This is a genomic window from Levilactobacillus sp. FUA 3915, from assembly GCF_044053135.1.
GTDB lineage: Bacteria > Bacillota > Bacilli > Lactobacillales > Lactobacillaceae > Levilactobacillus > Levilactobacillus lanxiensis.
Window position 1 is genome coordinate 814353 of sequence record NZ_CP168704.1, and the last position, 25065, is coordinate 839417.

The 25065-nt window shown below is 46.2% G+C and carries 18 protein-coding genes and 1 riboswitch; of the genes, 9 read left to right on the plus strand and 9 right to left on the minus strand.

Annotated features, from left to right (window positions below):
- Positions 1 to 75: 75 nt before the first annotated feature.
- Entirely contained in the window at positions 76 to 1305 is a 1230-nt protein-coding gene (locus ACEPST_RS04005) for an NADH-dependent oxidoreductase (protein WP_395390519.1), read from the minus strand.
- Positions 1306 to 1717: 412 nt separating this feature from the next.
- On the opposite strand from ACEPST_RS04005, the gene ACEPST_RS04010 reads away from it, so the two are divergent.
- Together ACEPST_RS04010 and ACEPST_RS04015 are read left to right on the plus strand one after the other, a co-directional pair.
- On the plus strand, positions 1718 to 2164 hold the full coding sequence (locus ACEPST_RS04010; RefSeq protein WP_125764310.1) for a CopY/TcrY family copper transport repressor: 447 nt from the start codon (positions 1718 to 1720) through the stop codon (positions 2162 to 2164).
- Between the two features lie 131 nt (positions 2165 to 2295).
- A complete protein-coding gene (locus tag ACEPST_RS04015) occupies positions 2296 to 4317 on the plus strand; it encodes a heavy metal translocating P-type ATPase (RefSeq protein ID WP_239064478.1) in 2022 nt (673 codons plus the stop codon).
- Positions 4318 to 5212: 895 nt separating this feature from the next.
- On the opposite strand, the gene ACEPST_RS04020 is transcribed toward ACEPST_RS04015, so the two are convergent.
- Complete coding sequence (locus ACEPST_RS04020) at positions 5213 to 6010, minus strand: IS982 family transposase (RefSeq protein WP_420492566.1); 798 nt, start codon at positions 6008 to 6010, stop codon at positions 5213 to 5215.
- 713 nt (positions 6011 to 6723) lie between these two features.
- On the opposite strand from ACEPST_RS04020, the gene ACEPST_RS04025 reads away from it, so the two are divergent.
- Genes ACEPST_RS04025 through ACEPST_RS04035 form a run of 3 tightly spaced genes read left to right on the plus strand, consistent with a single transcriptional unit; the run spans position 6724 to position 10894 of the window.
- Positions 6724 to 9513, plus strand: a complete 2790-nt coding sequence (locus ACEPST_RS04025; protein ID WP_395390520.1) for a MucBP domain-containing protein — start codon at positions 6724 to 6726, stop codon at positions 9511 to 9513.
- Complete coding sequence (locus tag ACEPST_RS04030) at positions 9510 to 10187, plus strand: hypothetical protein (RefSeq protein WP_395390521.1); 678 nt, start codon at positions 9510 to 9512, stop codon at positions 10185 to 10187. Before ACEPST_RS04025 ends, ACEPST_RS04030 begins: the two co-directional genes overlap by 4 nt.
- 20 nt (positions 10188 to 10207) lie before the next feature.
- Positions 10208 to 10894, plus strand: a complete 687-nt coding sequence (locus ACEPST_RS04035) for a hypothetical protein (protein ID WP_204120387.1) — start codon at positions 10208 to 10210, stop codon at positions 10892 to 10894.
- 152 nt (positions 10895 to 11046) lie between these two features.
- Here ACEPST_RS04035 and ACEPST_RS04040 read toward each other — a convergent pair whose 3' ends face one another.
- The 3 genes from ACEPST_RS04040 to ACEPST_RS04050 form a co-directional block, all read right to left on the minus strand.
- Positions 11047 to 12711 carry an IS1182 family transposase gene (locus ACEPST_RS04040; protein ID WP_204120388.1) on the minus strand — a complete coding sequence of 555 codons (1665 nt, stop codon included), beginning with the start codon at positions 12709 to 12711 and terminating at the stop codon, positions 11047 to 11049.
- A 159-nt stretch (positions 12712 to 12870) separates the two neighbouring features.
- Positions 12871 to 13806 carry a DMT family transporter gene (locus tag ACEPST_RS04045; protein ID WP_204120389.1) on the minus strand — a complete coding sequence of 312 codons (936 nt, stop codon included), beginning with the start codon at positions 13804 to 13806 and terminating at the stop codon, positions 12871 to 12873.
- Between the two features lie 298 nt (positions 13807 to 14104).
- Positions 14105 to 14242, minus strand: a complete 138-nt coding sequence (locus ACEPST_RS04050; protein WP_204120390.1) for a hypothetical protein — start codon at positions 14240 to 14242, stop codon at positions 14105 to 14107.
- An 864-nt stretch (positions 14243 to 15106) separates the two neighbouring features.
- Positions 15107 to 15212, plus strand: a riboswitch (TPP riboswitch).
- Between the two features lie 59 nt (positions 15213 to 15271).
- Here ACEPST_RS04050 and ACEPST_RS04055 point away from each other — a divergent pair.
- The 3 genes from ACEPST_RS04055 to ACEPST_RS04065 are packed head-to-tail and all read left to right on the plus strand — an operon-like array spanning position 15272 to position 17777.
- Entirely contained in the window at positions 15272 to 16024 is a 753-nt protein-coding gene (locus ACEPST_RS04055) for an ABC transporter permease (RefSeq protein WP_204120391.1), read from the plus strand.
- On the plus strand, positions 16021 to 17025 hold the full coding sequence (locus ACEPST_RS04060; protein ID WP_204120392.1) for an ABC transporter substrate-binding protein: 1005 nt from the start codon (positions 16021 to 16023) through the stop codon (positions 17023 to 17025). Before ACEPST_RS04055 ends, ACEPST_RS04060 begins: the two co-directional genes overlap by 4 nt.
- Before the next feature lie 2 nt (positions 17026 to 17027).
- Entirely contained in the window at positions 17028 to 17777 is a 750-nt protein-coding gene (locus tag ACEPST_RS04065; protein WP_204120393.1) for an ABC transporter ATP-binding protein, read from the plus strand.
- Positions 17778 to 17899: 122 nt separating this feature from the next.
- Here the strand turns inward: ACEPST_RS04065 and ACEPST_RS04070 are convergent, their stop codons facing one another.
- Both ACEPST_RS04070 and ACEPST_RS04075 read right to left on the minus strand, forming a co-directional pair.
- Positions 17900 to 19195: an MFS transporter gene (locus ACEPST_RS04070; protein ID WP_203637743.1), complete on the minus strand. Its 1296-nt coding sequence runs from the start codon at positions 19193 to 19195 to the stop codon at positions 17900 to 17902.
- Positions 19196 to 19226: 31 nt separating this feature from the next.
- Positions 19227 to 21296 carry a beta-galactosidase gene (locus ACEPST_RS04075; protein ID WP_204120394.1) on the minus strand — a complete coding sequence of 690 codons (2070 nt, stop codon included), beginning with the start codon at positions 21294 to 21296 and terminating at the stop codon, positions 19227 to 19229.
- Between the two features lie 171 nt (positions 21297 to 21467).
- Here ACEPST_RS04075 and ACEPST_RS04080 point away from each other — a divergent pair, with 171 nt between their 5' ends.
- Positions 21468 to 22352, plus strand: a complete 885-nt coding sequence (locus ACEPST_RS04080) for an AraC family transcriptional regulator (protein ID WP_204120395.1) — start codon at positions 21468 to 21470, stop codon at positions 22350 to 22352.
- A gap of 110 nt (positions 22353 to 22462) precedes the next feature.
- On the opposite strand, the gene ACEPST_RS04085 is transcribed toward ACEPST_RS04080, so the two are convergent.
- Together ACEPST_RS04085 and ACEPST_RS04090 are read right to left on the minus strand one after the other, a co-directional pair.
- Complete coding sequence (locus ACEPST_RS04085; protein ID WP_204120396.1) at positions 22463 to 23464, minus strand: GW dipeptide domain-containing protein; 1002 nt, start codon at positions 23462 to 23464, stop codon at positions 22463 to 22465.
- 174 nt (positions 23465 to 23638) lie between these two features.
- Positions 23639 to 25060: a C69 family dipeptidase gene (locus ACEPST_RS04090; RefSeq protein WP_204120397.1), complete on the minus strand. Its 1422-nt coding sequence runs from the start codon at positions 25058 to 25060 to the stop codon at positions 23639 to 23641.
- Positions 25061 to 25065: the final 5 nt, after the last annotated feature.

Sequence of the window (25065 nt, forward strand, 5' to 3'; positions counted from 1 at the left end):
CCGCCCTTCTATTTTCACTTCATTATACCGCAAAGGACCGGCAGTCATTGACGACTCCCGGTCCCGATTCATTCGCTATTTTTTAAAGGCATCCAAATTGTAAGCGGCACTAGTCCCGTTCTTCAAAACGGATTTATCCAATGAGCCATCCTCATGCAAGGGGTAAATAGATTCCCGTCCTGGCAGATGCGGTTCCATCTTAGGGTCAGAGAACAAGTTGACGAGGCCAGGCGTTAATTTAGACTTCTTCACCTGTTCTGGCGAAATCTCACGGATAATTTCATCTCCACGACCCTCGCAAATCTTCAACCCAAATTGGGGATCGATTAAGGTTGCCCGACCAACTGCGACTAGGTCCGTATCGGCCATAGCAGCTTGAGCATCTGCCTCAGACATCACATTACCGACGATCATTAACTTGGTTTCGGCTGGCAAACAAGGCTGGGTTAATTGCGCGTAGGTCTGGTCAACACCCGCTGGCTTGGCATTGTATTGTGGCAATGATAAATGGATATAATCAAAGTCAAACGTCTCCGTTAACTTCTGAATCAACTGGTTAGATTCCTTGTAATCATACCCAACGCTGTCGCCGTGAATTTCTTCTGGGCTAATGCGATATCCCACAATAAAGTCTTTCGGCGCATAGGCCTTAACCACCCGGAAGACTTCTCGCGTCACTTCTAAAATAAAGTGCATCCGTGAGTCCAGCGTTTGACCGCCCCATTCATCCGTTCGGCGGTTAGACCAAGCAGAGAAGAATTGCTGTAACAGGTAGTGATTGGCGCCATGAATTTCAACACCGTCAAACCCACAGTCAATGGCACGTTTCGTGGCGGCACCAAAGTCCTTAATCACTTGACGGACTTCTTCATCCGTCAAGGCTTCAACGTCGTAGTCTAAGAAGCCAAAGTCAAAGGATGATGGGGCATAAACTTTTTCACCCTGCTTGGCCCGGTAATTGGCCTCCCGACCTGAATGGACTAACTGCAGAATTGCTTTGTTGCCATCCTTCTTTAAGACTTGGGCCAACTTCGTAAATCCTGGTTTCTGATCATCTTTATATAACCCCAACTGAAGGCGGTCATCGGCCCAAGAACGTGAGGGACCACCGGCATGACTGACATACGTGTATTCCACAATAACCATCCCGGCCGATTGTGACCGGGCAGCGTAGTAATCAATTGTGTCCTGAGTCACATAACCATCATCTTTACCGCTATTGGTTAACATTGGGGATTGCACCAACCGATTATTCGTCGTGGCACCGTGACGGAACGTAACCTTATCTGTTAAGTGTTTTGTCATGAGTGATTCCTCCTATTTCTTGATAGATTCATTGTAAAACGTTTCTTGTGATTTTTATAACAAGTAGTTATTTAGTTAGCATAAGTTCAGCTTATACTGGCTGATTGTTAAGTCCCCGCACCCACTCCAACAGAAAAAGTCTCACTGCCTATCGACCACCACCCAGAAGTGCTACCCTAAGAAAGACTACCGGTCCCTCGTCACTCATCTTCGTGTCGACCGGCCCCAATTTTCCGCCCGAGACTTCCTCCTTGACAGGTTACGTTTACAGTTGTAAACTCAAGTCACCAATCAAGGTTAGGTTGGCTCAAACCACCACCTTGATTCTCCCTCAGCCGCTAGCTTTCAATGCGGCTGACCCGCACCATTTTCCCTAACCAATAACCGTTCCACTAAAAAAGGAGTGTTCACCATGGCCACAGCAGAATTAGCCGTCACCATTTCCGACGCAGAATGGCGCGTCATGCGGATTGTCTGGACGTTAAAAGAGACCGACAGCCGCACCATCATTGATTTACTCGAACAACAACACGATTGGAAGCCCGCCACCATCAAAACCTTGATTGGCCGGCTAGTCAAGAAGGGCGCGCTGGCCACGACCAAGCAGGGCCGCCAGTTCATTTACACCCCACTGATTCCGGAACAAGCCGCCATGGATACCGCACTGACCAATGAGATCAGTCAAATGTGTGCGATGCACCGTGGGACCGCGATTGCTCACGTGTTAGAAGACACCGAAATGAGCCGCGCCGACGTCCAAAATTTAATCGACGTGCTCGCTAAGAAATTACCAACCGCCCCCGAGTCTGTCCACTGTGACTGCCTCCCCGACGGCTGCGAAGGGAGTTGTGCAGAATGAAAAATGAACGCGATTTAGGCATGTCTCACATGAACATGCAACAAGATATGAAGGACGGCCATGACATGGGAAATATGAAAATGGATCACATGGACATGGACAATGGCCACGACGAAGGCGAACACCAGGACATGAGCAACATGGACATGGCTCACATGGATATGGACATGGGCGATGGTCACATGATGCACATGGGCAATCTGAAACGCAAGTTCTGGGTCTCCCTCATCCTGACGATTCCCGTCATTCTGATGTCGCCCATGATGGGCATGACGCTACCCTTCCAGCTGATTTTTCCCGGCAGTGACTGGGTCGTCGCCGTCTTAGGCACGATTCTCTTCTTCTACGGCGGCGGTGCCTTCTTCAGTGGCGCCAAGGCCGAGCTACAAATGAAGCGCCCCGCCATGATGACCCTGATTGCCATGGGGATTGGCGTGGCCTACGTTTACAGCATCTACGCCGTTATTGCCAACAACCTCTTCCACGTCACGCCGACCGTGAACAACTTTTTCTGGGAACTCTCGACCCTGATCGTCATCATGTTACTGGGTCACTGGATTGAAATGAACACCGTCATGAACGCCGGGTCTGCCGTGGAAGCACTGGGCAAATTACTCCCGCAAGAAGCGCACGTGCAAGACGCCCAGGGTAACATTACCGACGTTAAGTTAAGTGACCTACAAATCGGTGAAACTGTGGTTATTCGAGCTGGTGAACAAATCCCCGCCGACGCCAAGATTCTCAGTGGGACCTCCGACGTGAACGAATCCTTAGTTACCGGTGAATCCAAGGCCGTTAAGAAGACCACGGACGACACCCTGATTGGGGGAGCCGTCAACGGAACTGGGACCCTGACCGCTACCGTCACGGGAACCGGGGACTCCGGCTACTTGGCCCAAGTTATGAAATTGATCAGTGACGCCAAGAATGCCAAGTCCAAGTCAGAAAACCTCGCCGACCGAGTCGCCGGCTGGCTGTTCTACGCCGCCCTCTTTGCCGGCATCCTGGCCTTCATCGTTTGGTTGACCGTGGCTAATTTAGCCGTCGCTTTGCCCGTGGCCGTGGCCGTCTTCGTCATCGCCTGCCCCCACGCACTGGGCCTGGCCGTTCCGCTGGTTGTTTCCCGGAGTACCGCACTGGCCGCTCAGAACGGTTTATTGATTCGTAACCGGAACGCTATGGAACAGGTTAACCAATTAAAGTTCGCCCTGATGGACAAAACCGGGACGTTAACCATGGGTGAATTCAAGGTCAACCACCTGGTCAGTTTAACCGCTGATTTAGATGAACAAGCCGTCTTACAACACTTAGCCAACCTCGAAAGTGGCTCCAGCCATCCCCTGGCAACCGGGATCTTAACGGCCGCCAAGGCAACCGGCCTGACGGTCACCGCCGCTAGCGATACCCATCAAGAAACCGGTCTCGGCCAATTCGGGACCATCGATGGCACCACGTATGGCGTCGTTTCCGTCAACTATTTGGACCAGAAACACCTGACCTACGACCACGACCAATTCACACAGTTCGCTGCCGAAGGAAACTCCATCAGCTACCTGGTTGCCGGCGACCAAGTCCTTGGCCTCGTCGCACAGGGTGACCAGATCAAGCCAGCTGCCAAGACGCTGGTCACATCATTGAAACGCCAAGGCATCACGCCGGTTATGTTGACCGGTGACAACCAGGAAACGGCCAACAAGGTCGCTGCCAGCGTGGGTATCACCGAAGTCCAGGCGCGCCTCTTGCCGGAAGACAAGGAACGTTTGGTCCAAGAATACCAACAAAAAGGTAAGGTCCTCTTCATTGGGGATGGCGTGAACGATGCGCCAAGCCTGGCTCGGGCGGACATCGGGATGGCCATTGGGTCCGGGACCGATGTGGCGATTGAATCCGCCGACATCATTCTGGTTTCGAGTGACCCCGGCGACGTCATCCAGTTCCTTGATTTAGCAAGAGCCACTCACCGCAAGATGACCGAAAACCTCTGGTGGGGCGCTGGTTACAACCTGATTGCCATTCCACTGGCCGCCGGCGTGTTGGCGCCAATCGGGTTCATGTTGAATCCAATGGTGGGGGCAGTAGTGATGTCATTGAGCACCATCATCGTCGCCATCAACGCCATGACGTTAAAGATCAAAACGGTCCCAACCGCATAGATTGGTTTTACCGCGCCTTACCGGTTGGAAAAAACGGACTGGAACGCGGTGGGCAGGACTCCCGAAGCCAAAGAACGGTCTTCGGCCTCGCTTTGAACCGCCAAGAACGCGTTTCAAAGTCGCCATTTACCTGCCAGCGTTGCACGCTAATAGGTAAATTCCACGGCTGAGTCCATTTTTTCCAACCTCACGGCTCACACAGCGTTAACCCATGGGCCCGTTTGTCCTTTAACGTTGGCGTTAATTAATCTTTTAATCTCACCACACAAATCAAAATAGCGTAAGACCCGTCAATAACACGACAAGTCTTACGCTATTTTTGTAAAGAACCCATTCCCTTACTGCTCAGGTAGTAATAGCATCGTAATAGTTTTCTATCGAATACTCATGATCTTCTTTTTTGAAACAACGTGATTACAATCAGTATGCACGTGACAAGCGGGCCGAACAGTATTAGTAAGAAACTTATCAATAGATGTTCACAAAGCACGTAAATCAGACTAAAAATTTCGCCAACACTTCGAGTGCTCCCTATTGAATATTGCCATGTATACGAGATAATACCTTTTGATGCCAATCTGCTATTTTTACTCTTAATGAACAAATATCCTAATTTATCCCTCAACCAAGGATAACATAATAACCAACTAAGAAATATCCAGGTTGTATATGGGGTTACAGGAACCTTCCAACTGCCTGTAGTATTCCAAGTAAGTAGAATCATCATTAAAACAACCCCATAGAGCAAGGACAACAAATACTTCAGCACTCTTTTCCCCACTTCAATCCCTCCTTCTAAGGATCAGATACTTTCCCTACATATCACGTTCAATTTACCATATCAAAAAAATTTTTTCTTTGGTTTCTATATCAGTATTTAATTCTACGCTTGGTGCTAGTTGATTTGATTTATCGTATCTACCAATAAGCATTGTTCTAGTCTAGTTTGAAATCCTTCTGCTGAGTGTGCACGGTTCTTTTCTGGATTAAAGAGACTGACCCAACGCGAAAATATACTCCCTACCTGGCGCCAATCCCGCTTTAATAAATGGTCATCAATCCCCGTACGATGCATATTACGTCGCTTAGGCGCCCAAAAGTTAATGCCTTCTTTAGCTAACTGCGCTTTTAGTTTTCGGCTCAAATATCCAGCATCTGCCAGGATTTGACGACATGGATATTGGTCTACTAACGTGGCTACCATATTTACGTCGTGAATCGAGGCCCTTGTAATCGTATAAGCGACCGCGATGCCTTGGTTCGTCACCTCAAAACTTCCTTTAAGCCCGTAATACCACTGTATTTTGGTTGAATTAAAGCCAATATTCGCAATTGAACGTAATCGTTTGGCACGGTGGTTGCGGATTGGGTGACACAAGGGCATTGGGAAACTATCAACAATGGTATACCTAGGATTGGGGATAACCGTGTGAACTAAACCAAAACGAACCCACTGAAGAGTTTCCAAAGCGTTAACGCTAACACGGTTGAATCGAGAACGTTCTGGTAGACCTTTGAATCCCAAACTTAGCAGGAACCGATAGAAGCGGCGTTGGTTGGTCATACCTAATTCTACCTGCCAACAAAGCAAAGCCAACAGCGTAATGTCATCTAATTTCGCGTGTTGATAATTCTTTCTAAACTGAATCGATAGTGAAACAAAACGTTGATACAACGGCGATAACAGATTGATCCATTTAGCTAACGGTGATTAAACTTTAACGACTGATTGCTTATACTGTAATTGGTCCAACATGGCATTCACTTCTTAGTTAGTAGAGTAACTATAGTATAGCCTTGTTGGGCTATTTTTGTACAAATCTAATCAACTAGCACCAAGCGTTTAATTCTAAATAATTATACTATTCAATACTTTTCCCAAATACTAGGTACACTATTTTCTCTACTGTTTATTGAATTTACTCCTATTTGCATTAATCTACCCACGATATTATCGAGTCGATTCAGCATATTTTGAAGCGAGAATTTTACGATATTTGTAACAAGAGCCGGTAACAACTCTTGAAAAAGTTTAAAAAACTTTGTGAAATTTAAAAAAAGCCAAATCCAACTATATGCACTTGTATACTTTTCCTACGTAAATCATAATTATGATCTTATCACAATGTGTATTTACTTTTTAAAAATTAAGCGCATAACTAAAACGGTAAACACCATACTAATACTTACAATTGGATTATTAAATAATTAACAAAAATTGAAATAATACATTTAGTTAATAACAGCAACACCGATTTTAGTTATGATTGCAATAGTCAATATCCAGTATATAGTCAAACAACCATTATGTGAAATTAAGAAAAACTTATTGTTTTATTGTGATATTTATGTGAATAATATCTGCAATGGCAATGTAACAATATCCTGAATTTGGAGTGATGCTTTATGACTAAAGAAATACATAGCCAATCTAAAAATAGGTCCAGAAATACTCGCTTACACAAGAAAAGTAATTATCTACTCTATACGGGACTAGTTTTAGCCAGCCTTAATATTGGATTGATTAACGGTCCCTCAAAAAAAGCGTCAGCTGATACAACATCTACTGATGTAGCTACTACATCAGGCTCTTCAGCCAATGAATCATCCACTCAAACGCTCAGGCCATCAACTAGTTCATCGATTGGCCAGGACAATCAAAACAATGGTTCAAATACAACTCGTTCTGTGACTGAAGATACGTATAATACAGACACTTCATCTCCTTCAGAAACTGAGGACCCAACTGCTGACAACACTGCATCGACAGATATGGAAGCCAATGAGACAGCTAATTCTGACAACACAAGCAATAGTTCTTCCAATACGTCTGATACCTCTTCAACTGACACGGATTCAAATGATGACACTGCACAAGATAAGAATGCAGTAAAATCTGATATTTCTGCAACGAATGCAGATAACACTACCGGTACTGCAGATAGTGATTATAGTAGCGGCACTAGCTTATCAGAAAATCCTAAGACTGTTACTCCTAGCACTGGCGACAAACTAGATTCCAAATATGTTTTCATTCCTAAATTTAAAGGATCTGGTACTACTGAGGTCCAAACTATTGGAACCGTAGTAGACAAAAACAAGGCCAATACCGTAGCGGTTGACTTGCCTAATGCGGTCAAGGGACAAGTTGGATTCATCTATACTAACGTTGGTTATGATGCTGACGGCAATAGTATTGATCTGAAGATCATTTATACGGATTGGGGCCGACTATCAGATGTGGACAGTGCCTATCTTGAAACGTATACAAATATGCTTTACACCAATATCGCTGGGGCTGGATGGGTTGATGTCACATACCAATTTGTCCGTCATGATAACGGACAGGCAGCCAATGTCTCAGGTCTAATGACTTTAACTGATATTGATGGTGGCCAAACCGTCTCAATTTCAGATGATCAGCTTGCAAATTTAGATGCTTTCTATCTCCCCACTAGCTTAGATCCAACAACCGGTGCCGTTGATAACTGGCTGCACTACACCACTGAGAACGGTTATACAACTATTTCATCCCCAAGCGAACTCAGCGAGAATGATGATGAGTATGCGATGTTCACCTTCACATACTCAAATCAAAGCTCGTTAAGCTTCCGATACAGTAACGGGAAGGACGCCGCCACGCCAACCAAGATGACTTTATGGAGCGTTAACTACATTCCTCAAAAGCCGCTTGCAACTGAAACTGTGGCCCCTGTTCTGAAGGTAATAGATAATAGTGGCACAGCCACCACGACCAACACCTTGAGCGCTGGTCAGTCAAGCTACCAGTACCAGATTACTCAACTGATCCCAGACGAATGGTCTCAGTACTATTACGGTAACGTTGATATTACAGCTAGTTTGCCTGGAAGCGTGCTTAGCTACACGGTTAAGGACTCTGCCGGTAATGATGTGACGAGTTACTTCGAGAATAAGTCAAATGGCTCTGACCTCGATTTAGCTGCCACTGCCGACGCATTAAAGAGCGCAGACTTCTATGGCCAACGTTACACGATCACCACAACGATTGCCGCACCGGCAGATACTGTTGCTTTCGATCAATACACCGTGCATTCAACAACAACTATTGATGGGGATGCCAAGGACTCTGGTAACGTAACGACAACCTTGTACAATCAGCATCAAATTACCGTGCACTACTACAAGAAGGGCACCACGGAACAGTTGGCCCCCGATGAAGTAATGACGGTCACTGATGGACAGACCTACACAGCTCCCTCAAAATCATTCACTGGCTACACTCTCAGTTCTCAGATCAATACTTCAGGAATCTATAACGGCGAATCTGACGCAATTTTTTACTACGCCGTTCAAAAAGGAACCGTGACTGTTTACTATAAGACGGACACTGGTGGTGTACTCTACAAAGAAACCATCACCGGTAATGTCGGAGAAAAATTCACAGTAGATGCTCTTGACTTCGACGATGGTGACGCTAAAGACTTTATCCTTAAAGGGGCTGACCAAATAACCGGAACATATACTTCAGCTAATCAGACTGTCACTTTCATTTATCAAGTCCCCCGTGTCCATACGTCTACTTCAAAGGGTGTAACTGCATTCACAGTAACTTACGCTGATGGCAGTGTGAAATCCACTGAAATTTTCGATAATGGTTTTGATATAATCCTTACCAAAAATTCTAAAGGTCAATCAATCGTCGCTGTTCAGTCAATATCACCGAAACTCGCAGATAAAGTACTCTACCTTTCCAACATAGGCATGGCTAATTTTGGAAACCGCTTTGGCTACTTCAACACCAAGGAATACAGTTATATCTTCGAAAAAGCCTATAACAGTAACCACGTAAAAGTCATGAAAATTGACAATAAATCTGGAAGTCTAACTGTAAAAACTATCAATCTTTCCTCCAAAAGCTATAGTTCAAATGCGGTAGCTAAAACATTAGGAATTAGTCAGAGTACCCCTTTCAAATCATTTTGGGATAAATACATTAGCGGTAACGATCAAACTAAGTCTTCAATTCAAGAAAAAAATGGAACCAATAACCTGCTGAGTTCGAAAATAACATATCCTGGAAGTAACACGCAAGAGCAGACCACTACTCTTCCCCAAACATCCGAAGCTAAGTCAACCTTCTCTATTTACGGGTATGTACTACTACTGCTTCTTAGCACCGTTGGACTATTTAAGAAATGGAGAAAAAGATCATGAAAAAAATGAAAAAATGGATCATAATTACCTTAATGGCGTTTGTCTTTTCGTTCGGTATTAACAACACTGCTAGTGCGGATAAATATTATAAAAATAAAACTTACAACACCGTTCTCTTACAAACAAAGAGAAAGGCTAAGCACGGTAAGGCAGTTTTAAAAGCGTCCTATGTCGTAAAGGCTGTGACTAAACAAAAAGTTAGACATACAAAACATAAGTACAAGAAGATTAAGATAAGACTAGTCGCCCACGTAAGAATGACTGCATACTTTACTAGAAAATCGAAAAAATCTAACGTTACTGTGAAAAAAGTCGTTGTTTCTACAACTAATAAGTCTGGGATGCCGCTTTACTACGCTCCACTAGGAATCATTAGAAAGAGTGAACCGATAGCTTACAAAAAGCTTTCGCACAGTATGTACCTATTTTATGGCTCAAAAGTAAAGTATCATGCAACTTTTAAGTTTAAGAAGAAAGTTAAAAAAGTAAATAGCGTATACACCGCTCTGCACAACTCACTAGGATCACTGGCCTTCACTCTACCAGGAGTAGCCACCGTTGACGGAAAGGGAAAGAATAAGGCTATCAGCCTCAAAGGGAAAAAGACCAAATTCTCAGGTGTGAAGAATACTACCAGTCCTGAGCGTGAAGAATTCTGGATTTCTTATTATTAAAATATTAGGGAGATGCTAGTATGAGGACTCAACGAAAGCTGAACATTGCGACGATCATTCTGAGCCTCATTGCCGGTGGGCTGTTATATGTCAAGACAACTGATTATTATCAACTATCGAACATATGGGTGGATCATCCTGACACTTACTTAAAAAACTATATTTTGATCTTATGGATTTTAGTAGGTGCCCTGATTTTAAGTGATTTGATCTGGTTTTATCTTCGCTCTAAAGATTTAGACGTTAAAACGTGGCTTAACTTTGGCTTTTTGTTAGTCATTCTAGGCGGGTGTGTTTTTCAATTCACACAAACACCAAACTATAAAAGCTATTATGAAACGCCCTTCTCGGTAAGTGCTACTAGCGTAGAGAAGCAAGTTAATTCTAAATCTTACAATCCGTATAAAGATTTCCCTATCTATTTTTATAGGAAGACGGACTCTTCCTATAAGAGTGTGCACAATCTGATTCGTCAGTTCTCATTGAAAAAGGAATATGACTTTGCAAGCATTGATATGGCAACTTTAGAGAAAAAACTAGGTAAGAATAGGTACAACGTCGTGATTAAAAACGCCAAAATCACTTCTAACAGCGCCATTTTCTTTAAGTACTACAACAACAAGAGTGATGCGCGCAGAATCACATTCAATAATTTGCAGAACACTAAGAACCTGGAAACCGCACTAAACTTCATCGATAATAATTGATAATCCCCTTAGATTTGTAAAGATCCCTCATCCTAAGCCCAGTTGCTGGTTAGAATGAGGGATTTTGTGTGACCTTTGATTTGTAAGCACCAAATAACTGACCGTCTATGCTTGGCGGCGAATCCACGATATGATGAGTCTGGGACAAAACTCTAAAATCTGAAGTAGTAAGTGGTGTTAATTGCCGGTTCGTGGCAATTAACACCACTTTTCTTTGGCATGATATGTTCTTGCTTAACTGTTTTAGAGAGTTTTGATAGGTTTTCAGCCATTAAAGCAATGCCAATCTCATTGGTGGTTGCGGTCAGTCCCCGGACAGAAAAGCGTTTGAACTTCAGGTAAGTCTTTAAATCGGCGAAGACGGGTTCAATTTCAATTTTACGATGGGCGTACAACGCATGACCAATTTTACTAGTCAATTGGTTCTTGGCCTGAGCCTTGAAATATAGCCAATTGTAGTTAAGGCTGATCTGTCGGCGATTGCCTTTTTGGGTCGTGGCTAAGGCTTCACGTTTGGGGTCTTCAAAGTACTCAACAGTACGATAAACCTTAAACTGTTTTTCATAGCCATACCGGTCGTGGCGGGTACTATAATTATGAAAAGCAAAGATGATTCCATCTGGATCAGTGTATTGATCATTTAGCTCATCATACTGCCAGTTAGCGACCTTACGGCGGTCTTTGTGATAGGCACGGGTCTGTTCCTTTTCGTACATACCATAAGGAATCAGGTAGTGAACTTGAAATTCATCAGTGAGTTTTTGATAATTAGATTCACTACCGTAGCCAGCGTCAGCAACCAACCAAGGGACTGCGTGTGGTGTTTGTTTAAAGATATGTGTTACGAAAGGAATCAAAGTTCGAGTATCGGTTGGCCGCTGGAAGAGTTGATAATAAAACGCAAACTGATTTTGACTGGCGACCTGTAAGTTATAGCCCGGCTTCAATTGGCCATTCTTCATGGGATCCTCTTTCATCCGCATAAAAGTAGCATCTACGTCAGTCTTTGAGAAGCTATTTCGCTGACCAAAAGTAGCCTCAGCAAACTCATATTTTTGTTTGCGTGGTAGATAGTCAATCGTTAAGACATGGAGAAAGTGTTTTAGTTTTAGCTTTCGCCGACGACGTTTGGCCGTTGATCCACCACGGTGTGGCTTTTCCAGTTTGATTTTTCTAGTTAAGTCAGTGATAGCAAGGGTCAACGAGGTGCCTAGTTCAACAAGCTCGGAGCTAGTTAATGCTTGTTTTTGTGGCGAAAGATGTGGGACGGAAACCTGATACTCAACCAAGTTTTGGTAAAGTAATGCCGTCTTGTCATCAAGCCTGGGCTCAGCCTTCTCAAGGGATTTACGCCAAACAAACGTGTATTTATTGGCATCGGCCAAAATCTTCGTACCGTCAATGAATAGGGCAGATCTATTGAAAATACCGATCATCGTTAGGTAATCACGGAAGGCTCGGAAGCGCCCGTTGATTAGCCCATGAGTTTTGGGATTACTCCGAAAACGATTGAAAGTTCGATAACTAGGAATAGCAAAGTGATTACCCATGAACCAACGCATGACGAGGTTTTCGTTAGCCATTTGAGCAAGCTTTCGACCCGAAAAGGTTCGACGCAAGTAGCCGAAGGACAAGAGCTTTAGGAGTAACTGTGGCGGGTATGACGGACGGCCATTCGGGGCCGAACTGGCTTGAATAACGTTAGTTGGAATATCATCGACAATGGCGTTAATCGCCCAAGCAACGCTGTTTAGCTGTGGTTTCCAAGTTAAGTTGAGTTTTAAAGTGGTTTGATTACTGGTATAATTCATTTGCATAGAGTTAGTTATCTCTTTTCTTTCTGGTTCAGCACCTAAATAATACCAGGGATTACCATCTCTGTGTATACATAAGATTCAAAAAAGGACTGTTCCGAGGAATCGATGATTTCTCGAAACAGTCCTTTTCAATACATGAGCTGGGAGTTTGTCCCAGATTTAGTCCGGATTGGTGCGGAAGCGGCGGATTAGACGAATCATCTGGCGCCCATTTAACGACAGCACCATCACCGCTAAGATCACCAGCGCGCCGCCAATCAAGTCGAACTTGGTCAATTGAACATTGAGGAACATCACGGAAAATACCGTGGCGGACAAGGGTTCGAAGGCGTCCAGCAAGCTGGCCGTGGTTGGCAAGATGTAGCCCAGCGCGTGGGCAAACATCAGGAATGGAATAACTGTTCCGAAGACAATAATGATGCCAATCATGCTCCAGCCGGCCCAGGACAACGTCACGTGTTCCTGCCAAACGGGACCGAAAACATTTAAACAGATACCAGCCACTAGCAGGCCCCAGCCGGTTACGGAAACGGCGCCAAACTTGGGCAACAGTGGCCGCGGAATCAGCGTGTTCGTCGCAACTCCGATGGCTGACAGTCCACCCCAGAATAGGACGACCGGTGAAATAGCCAGGCTGTTGAGGTGCCCGTGCGTCACGATTAACAGGGTCCCGATGAAGGCAATCGCCATCCCCATGGCTTCGGGTCGGGTCGGCGTCACGTGCTTGAATACTAAGAAATAGATACTAATGATGAACGGTCCGAGGAACTGAATAATTGTGGCGACCGGCGCATTGCCGACCTTAACCGCCTCGAAATAGCACAGCTGAACTGGCACCAATCCCAATAGGCCGTAGCTGACGACACGCAGAGCCGTGCCCCGCTGGCGCCAAATTTCAAACGGCTTGATGCCAATCACTTGGCCAAAGACCAGTAGAATAATCCCGGCACTGATCATGCGGACCTGGGTCAGCCACAGTGCCGTCACTTCGGGGTTCATCGTAAACAGCGTGCTTGCCGCAACCCCTGAGATGCCCCACAAGATGCAGGCCACACTCGCCAGTAACACGCCGCGTAAATGATGTTGTGGAGTCATAGCCGCCCCACCCGTGTCAGTCCAAATTTCATAATCAGTCTCCCTCTCTTTGTGCCGATTTATGCATTATTTTATAAACGACAAGGCTATGCCAACCATCGCCGTTCGTGCATTCTAAAATTAACGAGCACTGACCAGTATAACAAAGATGATTAAAAGTCCCGCCCATTTTAGGAAATTTTCACGAGATTCTTAGTCTTAAGCGTTTTCTTTTTAGACGAATAAAAACGAGGCCACCTTTGACGGTTAGCCTCGTGTAAATATCTTTGAACTAGTATCAGAGTGACGCCTCAAATTATTATTTGAGAGAAGTCCCTTTAGTCTGCAATGAGTTTACATCCAAGTCCAGTTGGATTTTTTCTTTCAGCATGTCTGTCTTAACGTTATCGTCCTGCATATATTCTGCAATCAAGTCATCAACATAGGCTTTTTCCACCAGATTTCCCTCCCATATCAAGCAGATTCTTACCGAGTAATATATCACACGTGGTGGTATCCAATACACTATTAGACTCAACAAAACCAAAGAGTCCGTCCGGTTTTGGGGGCTAAACCAGTCTTAGCCGCAGAGCTGGGGAAAATGAGCCAGTCGTGGAAGTGACCAGAGGCGCGCCAAGGTGACCAGCTGTGTCGATGGTCTTAGCTGAGCGGTTTTTCTCAGCTTAGACCATGGGACAACCTTTGAGACCGCCCCTCAGGCCCAAAGTTTAGGTGGAAGCCCGCTCTTTGGCTGGAACCGGCCCCACAGCAGGGCACCTTGAGCTCACCGCCGGGAACGGACGAGACCAGGCTCATTTTCCCCATCCCGGAGGCGAACCCAACGACTAGTTTAGACCCCAAACCAAAAAGGAACCTCGCATGCGCGAAGCCCCCCCAATCTCAGCTCAGAACCCGCCAGTCACGTTGATGGTAGTCACTAGACACGGTCCACAATTTCTCTGATAAAGCTGAGTAACCAAGTCACGTCATAACTTTAGCCATGACTTTGGATTCATTTTACGATACTCGCCGCCAGCACTCCCGTAGAGTCATTCGGTTAGCTTGGCCAGCAAATTAAGGGGAACGACTGGTTAAGTGTCAAACGATTTTAGTCTCGGACATTTTGCCCCATCGCTACGAAAGATTGCGACCGTTTGCCTGCCAAAATTGCGTGATTTTAATTTCACATCCTCGGACAAAGCCTTTCATACCACGGGATTGGCGCCTAAAAATCACCACAATCAAATTTCGTAGGATTCACTTTGGGACAAGTAAATTGAGTTGTTCCGGTAGAATTGCCATGCTATACTAAGTCCAACTTAAAAAGTTTCTGGGGATACCGTTAAACGGCACGAGAGTAAGTTGTGAACTTTGACCCATTGAACCTGTCAGCTAACACTGGCGCAGGGAGAAACGCGCGGATGCTCTATCCAGGCGGACTTACTCCCCCGGATGGGGCTTTTTTAGTGAAGAAAGGTGGTTTTACATGAAACGCAAGCTATACCCGCTGGGCAGCCTGGTCCTGCTGTTGGCCGCTTGGCAACTCGCGGTCACCCTCCTGCACACACCGGCGTTCATTTTACCCAGTCCGGTGGCCGTGAGTCAGGCGCTGGTGGCGGACGGGCCTGGTCTCCTGCAAAATTCGTGGGTGACTTTATATGAATCCATGATTGGCTTGGGTATCGCCTGCCTGTTAGCCTTCTGTACGGCGTTGGTCATGGACCGCTGGCAACTCCTATACCAGTCATTTTACCCGCTGCTGGTCATCTCACAAACCCTGCCCGTCATGGTGCTGGGTCCCTTGCTGAGCCTGTGGTTTGGCTTTGGCATGGCGCCCAAGATTATTCTGGTCGTTCTCATGAGTTACTTTCCCATCATTGTGGCCTTCTCGGAGGCGCTGGGAAAGGTCTCCGGTGAGCAGATTCGCTTTCTCCAGACCATGGGGGCCAAAAGCTGGCAAGTCTACCGGCTCCTGAAGATTCCACAAGGCATGCAGGGATTCTTCGCTGGCTTGCGAATCGCCGCCACCTACTGCGTCAGCGGCGCCATCATCGGGGAATGGCTGAGCGCCGAGGCGGGGCTGGGCTACTACATGATCCGCGTGAAGAACGGCTACCAAATCGATAAGGTCTTCGCCGCCATTCTCTGCGTGATTGTGCTGAGTTTAGGGTTAAACATCGTGACGCGCATTTTTCAAAAATTATATTATAAAACATTCATCCAAGGGAGATTATCATGAAATTAACGAAGCTTTGGTTCCTGGTGCCACTATTACTTTCACTGACAGCCTGTGGTAATGCTAAAAATCAATCGTCTGATTCTAAATCTGCTAAGAAATTGACCGATGTGTCAATCGTCCTCGACTACGTGCCCAATACCAATCACACGGGGCTGTACGTGGCGAAGGACAAGGGCTACTTTAAGAAGGCCGGCTTAAACGTCAAGATTATTGAGCCCGGCGACAACGCCACCAGTATCGGTATGGTCGGCGCCAACAAGGCCCAATTCGGGGTCAGCTACCAAGAAGACGTGACGTTCGCCCACGCCGACGGCAAGAACATCCCCGTCAAGGCGATTGGAACCGTCATCAAGCACAACACGTCCGGGTTCGTCTCGCTCAAGTCCAGTGGCATCACCTCACCCAAGGATTTTGCGGGCAAGACCTACGCCGGTTGGCAGACACCTAGTGAAGAAGCCGTGTTGAAAGCCGTCATGAGCAAGGCTAAGGTCGATCCCAAATCCCTGAAGGTTGTCGGTGCGACCGGCGATGGCCCCAAGAGTTTGGGCAAGAAGAACGACCTGCAGTGGTGGTTCCAAGGCTGGGACGTGATTCGTGCCAAGGATGATGGCATCAAGGTGAACTACATGCCACTCCGCAAATTGGATAAGCGACTGGACTACTACACACCCGTGATTATCACCAACAATACCCAATTAAAGAAGGACCCCAAGCTGATCAAGGCCTTTATGAGCGCCACCAAGAAGGGCTACCAAGACGCCATGGCCCATCCCAAAGCCGACGCCAAGATTTTACACAAGTACGCCAAGGATTCCGACCTGAGTTTCCTGGAAGAATCGCAAGCCTTCCTCTCAGCTAACTACACGGATGACGCAGCCAAATGGGGCCAGATGGACGCGAAGGTTTGGGACAACTACACCGGCTTCATGAAGGACTATGGCCTGATCAAGAAGACCATCCCGGCCGATACCCTCTACACCAATCAGTACGTCGGAGACTAGCCATGCCGATTACCTTGCAAAATGTCAGCCTCACGCTGGATAAGCTAGACATTTTAAATGACGTGACTGCAACGATTGCGGACGGCAGCTTCGTGTCGTTGATTGCGCCCAGTGGTGCGGGCAAATCCACCATTTTGAAATTGTTGACCGGGCTACTGACGCCTTCCACCGGTAGTCTGGCGGTCGATGACCAGCCGATTACGGGACTCAACACCACGTTCAGTTACCTACCCCAGGAGGACATGTTGTTTCCCTGGTACACCATCGATCAAAATATCACGTTGTATCAACGGATCAACCATCAACCCGTGGACCAGGAACGGGTCACCGAATTGCTCACGCTCTGTGGCCTCCTGCCCTACCGCAAGTTTCTGCCCCACCAGCTGTCCGGGGGGATGCGGCAACGGGTCGCCCTGTTACGAACCATGCTCAACCCGGCCGACTACCGCCTATTAGATGAGCCATTCGGGGCCCTGGACGCGATGACGCGGGGCCTGATGCAGGACTGGTTGCTGGGACTGCCGGCCGAGTTGAAACGGACAACCTTACTGGTCACCCACGATATCGAGGAGGCCATCTATCTGTCCGACCGGATTCTCGTGTTGTCGGCGCGACCGGCCCACGTGGTCCAAGACATCGCCCTGACGCCGGTCACCCGCGACCGCGCCTGGCTGGCGACGCAGGCACCGTTGAAGGCGGAAATTTACGAGCTGTTGCGTGCGGATTGTTTGGCGGCGGGGGAACAACTGTAATTCAGCATTAAGTGTCGCGAAAAAGGTCAGGGTATTTGAGAATTTCATCTCAGATACCCTGACCTTTTTATCGTCTATATCGATACACCATAATTTACCATGATAAATACTATTCTAAACATCTAAACCGTCTTATGTTCATTAATCATCAAGACCATCCCAGCACCTAATAGGGCAACTACTGCAAGCACCGGTAAAATTGGCATATAGTTCTTACCAACCATGTCAAAGAGAATTGCGCCCAATACTGGTGCCAAGATTTGTGCCCCAGTGTTAGCTAAGTTCAGAATTCCCAAGTCTTTAGCTGCCGTTTCAGGATCAGGTAAAACTTCTAGGTTCAATGCTTGGTCGACTGAACTAAAGATTCCAGAGCCGGTACCAGCAATGACCCCATACCAAATCATCGTTGCAGGACTCTTAAAGATAAATGGCAGTACCGTGCCAATTGAAATCAGCAAGGCAGCAAATGCAACAACCCATTTCCGAGTCTTTAATTTATCTGAAACCGGGCCGGCCGTCGATGAAAAGATAATTGCCGTAACCATTGTGGCAGTCCCCATCAAGGAAATATACTTCCCCGCCTCAGAACTTCCAAGATTCATCCCACTAGTCAGGAAGAAGACTTGGTAAGTAGCAAATGCAGTCGTAGTGATCACAATCAACATCTTACCGAATAAAGCCAGATAGAAGTTACGCACCTTATGGATAGGGAAGATAAATGCCTTAACAAAACCACTCAAATCAAGTTTTTCCTTAGGCATCCCCAAGCTGGACTTTTCCTTTAACAGAATCGCCGCTACTGGACCTGACAGTAAAATCAAAGCTGCGAAGATATAATAACCAGTATTAATCAGACCAGTATTTGTATTGCTTAAAAATTGACCGCCGACAACAGGACCACCATACTGACCGATCACAAATCCCACCGCATAGATGGATGAAATCGTTCCCCGATGCATCGGGGCAACTTGATCTGCAATCACTGCCAGTAATGGGGCAACAATCATGTTAATGAAGGTTTGAATCCCACACCATAGCAGAATGAAGATTGGTAATTGTTGTTCCGTCTTGATCATTCCCAGACCGACCATCACTGCAGCCGTTAAAACAGAACCCACAACAATCCATGGTGTCCGCCGTCCCCATCTCGAGTGGGTTCGATCAGATAAAGCCCCAATAATAATCGTTGTTAACGTTGAAACAACGGCACCAATCGTTCCAAGAACCGCTAGGAAACTGTTGACTCTTGAACCGGCACCACCCATAATATTGGCCAACTTGGCTGGATTAAGAATTGAGCTCACACCATTAAATGGTCCTAACCACAGTAATACACCAATAGCTACGGCCACCCCAACCCGAACTGGAACTTTGGGTTGTTGCTTATCAGTATAGCTTGCATGCCATTCCTGGCTCATCTGCTTATTTCCAACTTAAAAATCTCCCTTGTTATCGTTTCACTTCAAAGACTTTAACCGTCCAAGGTGCTAACGTAAACTGACCATCTTTTGTCTGCTTTGATCCATCGTGAATTTCGGTTCCAGCCTGAGACGCAAACGTCACCTGCTGATTGTCATTTGAGTAATTAAAGTAGAAATCAAGAACGTTGCCATTTTCTTCGATTAATTGTTTATTGACAATCGGAAAACGCTGTTCTTGTCGGCTGGTCCACAGCCCACTTTGCTTCAAGATATATTGATATAACACACGCATAGACTCATCATTTAGATAAGTGCCAACGTAGAAAGCACGCCCTTTTCCAAACGTATTCTCAGTAATTGCGGCATATTTCCCCCAATATGGGTGATCGTACATCGCAAGTGGCTTACCGGTAGTTGGCGTTAACAGTTCAGCCCAATACTTGACCGGCTGCTCTTTCAAATCAGATAACCCAGCGACCCCAGAAATTGTCATGTCTCGTTCTGGCTTACCAGTCGAAAAGTTTTGATCAGGTTCAACAAATAATTCATACGTCGTCCCAACCGCCTCAGAAATCTTAGCTGGTTGCGTATCAGTCCGAACCTTGACATCCTGATTCGTAAACCCAGAACGGAATGAGTAAAGTACTGTACCACCTTGTTCTTCAAAGTGTTTGAGCTGTTCTAACTGACTATCAGAAGCTGAATACAGCATCGGAACAACCAGCAAATCATAATTATCATTGGTAATTCTTGCATCACCAACTTCTAAAATATCTGCTTCAACATTCATCTTATACAACGCATCGTAGTACGAACGTAAGACATCATTGTATTGATGCTCGTTGGTACGGTCAAAAGCCGTGTTCTTGTATGGGAACCAGTCAACGGCACTTAACGCTTGATTGCTGACAACGAAGGCAACACGATTATTTTTATGAGAATTGACAAACAATGATCCCTTTTCAGCTAAATCTTTACCAATCGTTTTTGCTTCGTTGTAAACTGGATTGGGTTTGAAGTCCTGGCTCAACAAGCCTTTCCAATAGGTTTCATACCCATTGTGTGTTGAGTGCCAGTGCCAATAACTAATCATGTTTGCACCCGAAGCAATGTGTGAATACGCTTGCAATTTAAGCTGTCCTGGATATGGTACCCAGTGTTTAAAGGCTTGTGCTTCGGTTTCCATGACGATGTAATTGGTATCTTTAGTTGAGCGAGAAAAATCTCCTGCGAAAGCGATTTCAATTCCAGTCAGATTATCTTGTGTTGGATGGTAAATATCGACTGCCGTAACATCCATTGCTTTAGCCTCATCAAAATGATTGGCATCGGGTTGCAGTCCGTAAGAGTACCCCCGCCATTCCAAATCAAAGTTATTGGTCACAAACTGATCATCATGCTTATACTCATTAACTAAGTTGACCTGCCACTGCAGATAATCAGTCGACAAGGTACGCTTAAATTCATCAAATGCTGCTCCCAGGCTCCCATTGATTGTTGAATTAACGGGTGGAAAATCTTCCCAAGCATTGATCCGGTTACTCCAGTAATCTAACCCATAGGCGAGGTTCAACGCGTCCAAATCCCCATTAAATTTCTTTTTTAGCCACTTTTGAAAAGCAATATAAACGTTAGCACTGCTGGTATCAAAGTGTTTCGTCTCATTATCAACCTGGAAGCCAATAACATTTGGCTTATCCGCGGTCCGACTGATAATCTGCCGAATAATTTTCTCAGCATGCATTCTGAAAGTCGGATTTGTAATATCAAAGATTTGACGAGCACCATAAACTTGTTTGCCGGCCTTATTCGTCAGCATGACTTCTGGATACTTTTTAGCTAGCCAAGTTGGAATCGCATAGGTAGGGGTTCCGATGATAACTTGAATGTCAGCCTTGGCCATCGCATCAACGACTTTGTCTAACTTACTAAAGTCAAAAACGCCTTCTTGTGGTTCGTAAGTTCCCCAAGTACTTTCACCAATCCGGACAACATTAATGTTGGCAGCCTTCATCATTTCAATATCTTTATCTAAGCGGTCAAATGGCAGGTACTCGTAATAGTAAGCAGCACCATACAAAATTTTTTTGAATTTCAACTTAAATCGCCCTTTCTCAGCGTTATCCTTTAAGAAAACGCTTTCTTAATCGTTGAACTAAGTATCACAGGTTTAGCCAAAATTGTATATATGGTAATTTGCCTCGAATTTATCCAAATATGATATAATAACTTTGCTAAGTACAGAACGTCTTAAGAAAGAGGACTAGTTATGGACTTCTTGGAAAATGCTAAAAAGCTCCCAGTACTGGACTGGAATTTAACCTTCTTCGGTGCTCATGAGCAAAAAGTACGTGACGACTGGGCTGCTCCGGTTGAGAAACATTATGCTTTCGAATGTATCTACATTCTTGCGGGCACGGAATTTTTAAATGTTTATGGGAAAACATATCCGCTTAGTTCTGGTGATTTTGCTTTGATTCCCCCCGAAGTCTTGCATCGCGTTTGGGCTGGCAAGTCGTTAAAATACTTCTGCTTTCATTTCGACTTAGATGACCCGACCCTCAAGGCCCAACTCATCGAAGGCCTCGACTACCATTATCCAAAAGATAGCCAATTCACTGGTCTCTTAAAACCGCACTTATCCAAGCTGGATGGCCTTATTTCTGACCAGTCTTACGACTTCGACACCAAGATGATCATTCAAATCGAACTCTCTAAAATGCTCCAAATCTTTTTCCAAGATAGCAAGAAGGTCCGCCAGAACAGTGAGACTAGTACAACCGAATACGCGAGAATTATGGCTGATTACTTGAAGGATAAGCTCACAACACAAGTCTTAGACTATCTAAAGAATGGCTATATGGTTGAAGGCAGCCTCGTTGAAGTATCAGCTGCTATTAAAAAGGTCGGCTTCAGTGACGGTTATGGCTTCCGAATCTTCAAGAAAACGTACGGTATCTCGCCAAGAGAATACCTCACCAAATTAAAAATTAACGAGGCTAAAAAAATGTTGGCCAAACCGCAGTATTCTATCAATGAAATTGGCAATGCCTTAGGTTATAAAAACGTTGCCAATTTCAGTCGTCAATTTAAGCGGTGGACGCAAACAACGCCTTCTGAGGTTCGCAAAAATGGTCGCAAATTAACTTGGTGACACATCATTTAAGGATAAATAAAAACAGGATTAGGATACAAAAAGGTCAGGGTATTTGAGAATTTCATCTCAAACACCCTGACCACTTTTTAATTTCAGTTAATTCACCTTTAAGCCATCCACCCGCCGACGCTCAGCACGCTGACCTTACCGGCTGGCGTGACCTTCACGTTGTAGGTGTACCCCTGAATATCAAAGTCCGACTGGGCCTTGAACGTCAGGTTCTTCGTGGTTTGCGTCACGGCCGTGGTCTGCTTGACCTTACCCGTTGACGTCCGCGTCGTGAGTTTAACGGCTTTGCCGGCAGTAAAATCGTAGACCGCCGTTTCACTGTTTTGCTTCAGGAGGGCAACCCGTTGGACTTGACCAACCTTCAGGGCAACGCCAACCTTCACGTGACCCGCCTTGTCAACGGTGGTTAACGCCGTCGAGTCCGCGGATAGGTTCCGGCCCAGCTCACGCTTCAGTAAGTCGGGGTACTGCCCCTTGATCACGGCACTCTTAGGCAACCAGCCAATCGCCTTGCCATCAGCCGTTTCGAAGTACAAATAGGACTTCTTGCTGGTGGTCGTCAACGATTCAACCGCGTACAACGTCCGGTAGCCATACGTGTGACCGTAGTGGTTAGCCGCCGTCTTCCCCAAGGAATGAGCGGGCATGTTCCAGAAGTCATGCTTGGTGGTTGGCGTCCAGTAAGCGGTCTTCTTCACCGACTTCATGCTAGCAATCTGCTGGTGAAATTTCAGCTTATTCAAGGCGACGTAACCCCCGACCAATTTCACATTGGCCTTAGAGGCGTTCGGCACAATCGTCCCGTGAGGCAAGGACTTGGCGCTCACCCGTGCCAGACGCACGTAACGCTGACCCTTGACGGTGATCACCTTGTCGACCGTCCACTGCTTCGTGGTGCTCTGATCCATACCCAAGACGCTACTGTGCTTGTACGCCGCGCGGGGATAACTGTAGACCTTGGTCCCCTTTGCTTTAAACGTAAATACGCGTTGCTTCGGGTACGCGGGTAACGTGACCTTTTTGGCCGCATTTGCAGTCGTCACGCCGCCCCATAAACTTAGCCCCGCCACACTAGCCAGAATTAACTTCGCCCATTTCATGGTTGTCTCCTCCTATATCTATCCTCAACTTTTAAGTCCCTACTCCGTCGAGCGCGGATGATAATTCACCCAACACCCTTTTTACGTCAAATCCATTGCTGGAGCTAACTATTACGCACGAGTAACGCCAAATTTTCCTTAGTCAGAGGATAGACTAGTGAAGCTAAACAGAAATTACAGGTTCTGCCCCTTTTCCCAAGCCGTCTTGGATAATAACAAGCCGTGCTTGACCAGGTCATCGAACAATTGATGCGTCCGTTTAGAAATTTCACCGGCCGTTTCAGCGTTACTCTGTGTCAAGAAGTCCGTCGCGTCGCCGTTGATAGCTGCATCGGTCGCTGCCACCCGGGAACGGGCGTAGGACTGGCAACCTTCACGGAAGGCATTGACGGCTTCCACATATTCGTGGAAATGTGGTTCAATGATAACAGATAACGTCTTATTTAGCCAGTAAACATTCTCAACATCGACGTCAGTAGTGGTGTTTTGGTAGTCCACCGGCGTATCTTTGATGTTGGTAAAGAATGGTACATAGGGTGCATAGGCGAAGAAACCCATGGCAATCCATTGAATTGCCGCGTGATCGGCAGGAACATCATTTCTAATTTGTAAAATGGATGAACATTGGTTCCGATCCATAGCGATTGGCCGGTACTTCTTCTGGTCGTCAGCCGAGCCGGAAGCGTAGGTGCCAAATGGATCGTAAGGCGTGCCGTTGTAGTGGGAACTCAAGAAGAACTGGACGTCTTCAATCGCTAACTTCTTAGCGGGCACCCGAGTAAATGGCATGTCTTGGTCGGTAGGTTGTTGGTCCGTAATTTCTGGATTAAATAACTTTTGGCCGTACCAGGTCCGCGGCGTGTTGTAGTAAGCATCGTCTTCGCCGTGAGTCCCAAAGATTTCGCGGAAATTAAAGCTGCCCGGTGTCGGGTTCAAGTGATTCTTTTCCACGAAGTCGACCAGGTCCGTCGCCACCAAGAAGTTGTCGGTATCATTGAGGTCGACCTCTTGCATCAACGTCTGGTTAGGCGCGATGGCGTAGCTGTCTTCTGGCAACCGCATTGCGGCCCAGTGGTGACCACCAGCCGTTTCGAGATACCAAATTTCATCATTATCGTTAAAGGCGATACTGTTGCTTTCGCCAGTCCCGTACTTTTCGAGCAGGGCACCCAAGCGTTGGGCCCCTTCTTTGGCGCTCTTGATGTACGGCAAAACCAACGTGACCATGGCTTCTTCGTTGATACCATCGTCAACCAGTGGGTCGTAACCCAAGACGCGGGCATTCGTGGCCGTGGTTTCGGTGGCACTCATCCCAACGTTAAACTCGTTGATCCCAGATTCTTCATACTGGCCATCACTCTGGTCGGCTTGTGGCGTGCCTGTGTAGCGGAAAGCGTGATCGGGTAAGGGAACGTTAACGCCAGTAGTAATTGACGTAAACGATGCGCCCGGTTGGTCCGTCGCTGGGTGGACCACAAATTTAATTGGATTAATCGGGCCGTAACCATCCTCGTTACGCGCCACAATGGTAGAACCGTCAATACTGGCGGCCTTACCCACTAAAATTTCGGTACAATCGGAACTCTTCTTCAACATTTTGT

Coding starts and splice junctions, on each gene's coding strand:
- ACEPST_RS04080 (WP_204120395.1), top strand. CDS start 21,468: ATGGACTTCTTGGAAAATGCTAAAAAGCTCCCAGTACTGGACTGGAAT.
- ACEPST_RS04015 (WP_239064478.1), top strand. CDS start 2,296: ATGAGCAACATGGACATGGCTCACATGGATATGGACATGGGCGATGGT.
- ACEPST_RS04085 (WP_204120396.1), bottom strand. CDS start 23,464: ATGAAATGGGCGAAGTTAATTCTGGCTAGTGTGGCGGGGCTAAGTTTA.
- ACEPST_RS04030 (WP_395390521.1), top strand. CDS start 9,510: ATGAAAAAAATGAAAAAATGGATCATAATTACCTTAATGGCGTTTGTC.
- ACEPST_RS04090 (WP_204120397.1), bottom strand. CDS start 25,060: ATGTTGAAGAAGAGTTCCGATTGTACCGAAATTTTAGTGGGTAAGGCC.
- ACEPST_RS04025 (WP_395390520.1), top strand. CDS start 6,724: ATGACTAAAGAAATACATAGCCAATCTAAAAATAGGTCCAGAAATACT.
- ACEPST_RS04055 (WP_204120391.1), top strand. CDS start 15,272: ATGAAACGCAAGCTATACCCGCTGGGCAGCCTGGTCCTGCTGTTGGCC.
- ACEPST_RS04060 (WP_204120392.1), top strand. CDS start 16,021: ATGAAATTAACGAAGCTTTGGTTCCTGGTGCCACTATTACTTTCACTG.
- ACEPST_RS04035 (WP_204120387.1), top strand. CDS start 10,208: ATGAGGACTCAACGAAAGCTGAACATTGCGACGATCATTCTGAGCCTC.
- ACEPST_RS04005 (WP_395390519.1), bottom strand. CDS start 1,305: ATGACAAAACACTTAACAGATAAGGTTACGTTCCGTCACGGTGCCACG.
- ACEPST_RS04010 (WP_125764310.1), top strand. CDS start 1,718: ATGGCCACAGCAGAATTAGCCGTCACCATTTCCGACGCAGAATGGCGC.
- ACEPST_RS04070 (WP_203637743.1), bottom strand. CDS start 19,195: ATGAGCCAGGAATGGCATGCAAGCTATACTGATAAGCAACAACCCAAA.
- ACEPST_RS04045 (WP_204120389.1), bottom strand. CDS start 13,806: ATGACTCCACAACATCATTTACGCGGCGTGTTACTGGCGAGTGTGGCC.
- ACEPST_RS04065 (WP_204120393.1), top strand. CDS start 17,028: ATGCCGATTACCTTGCAAAATGTCAGCCTCACGCTGGATAAGCTAGAC.
- ACEPST_RS04040 (WP_204120388.1), bottom strand. CDS start 12,711: ATGCAAATGAATTATACCAGTAATCAAACCACTTTAAAACTCAACTTA.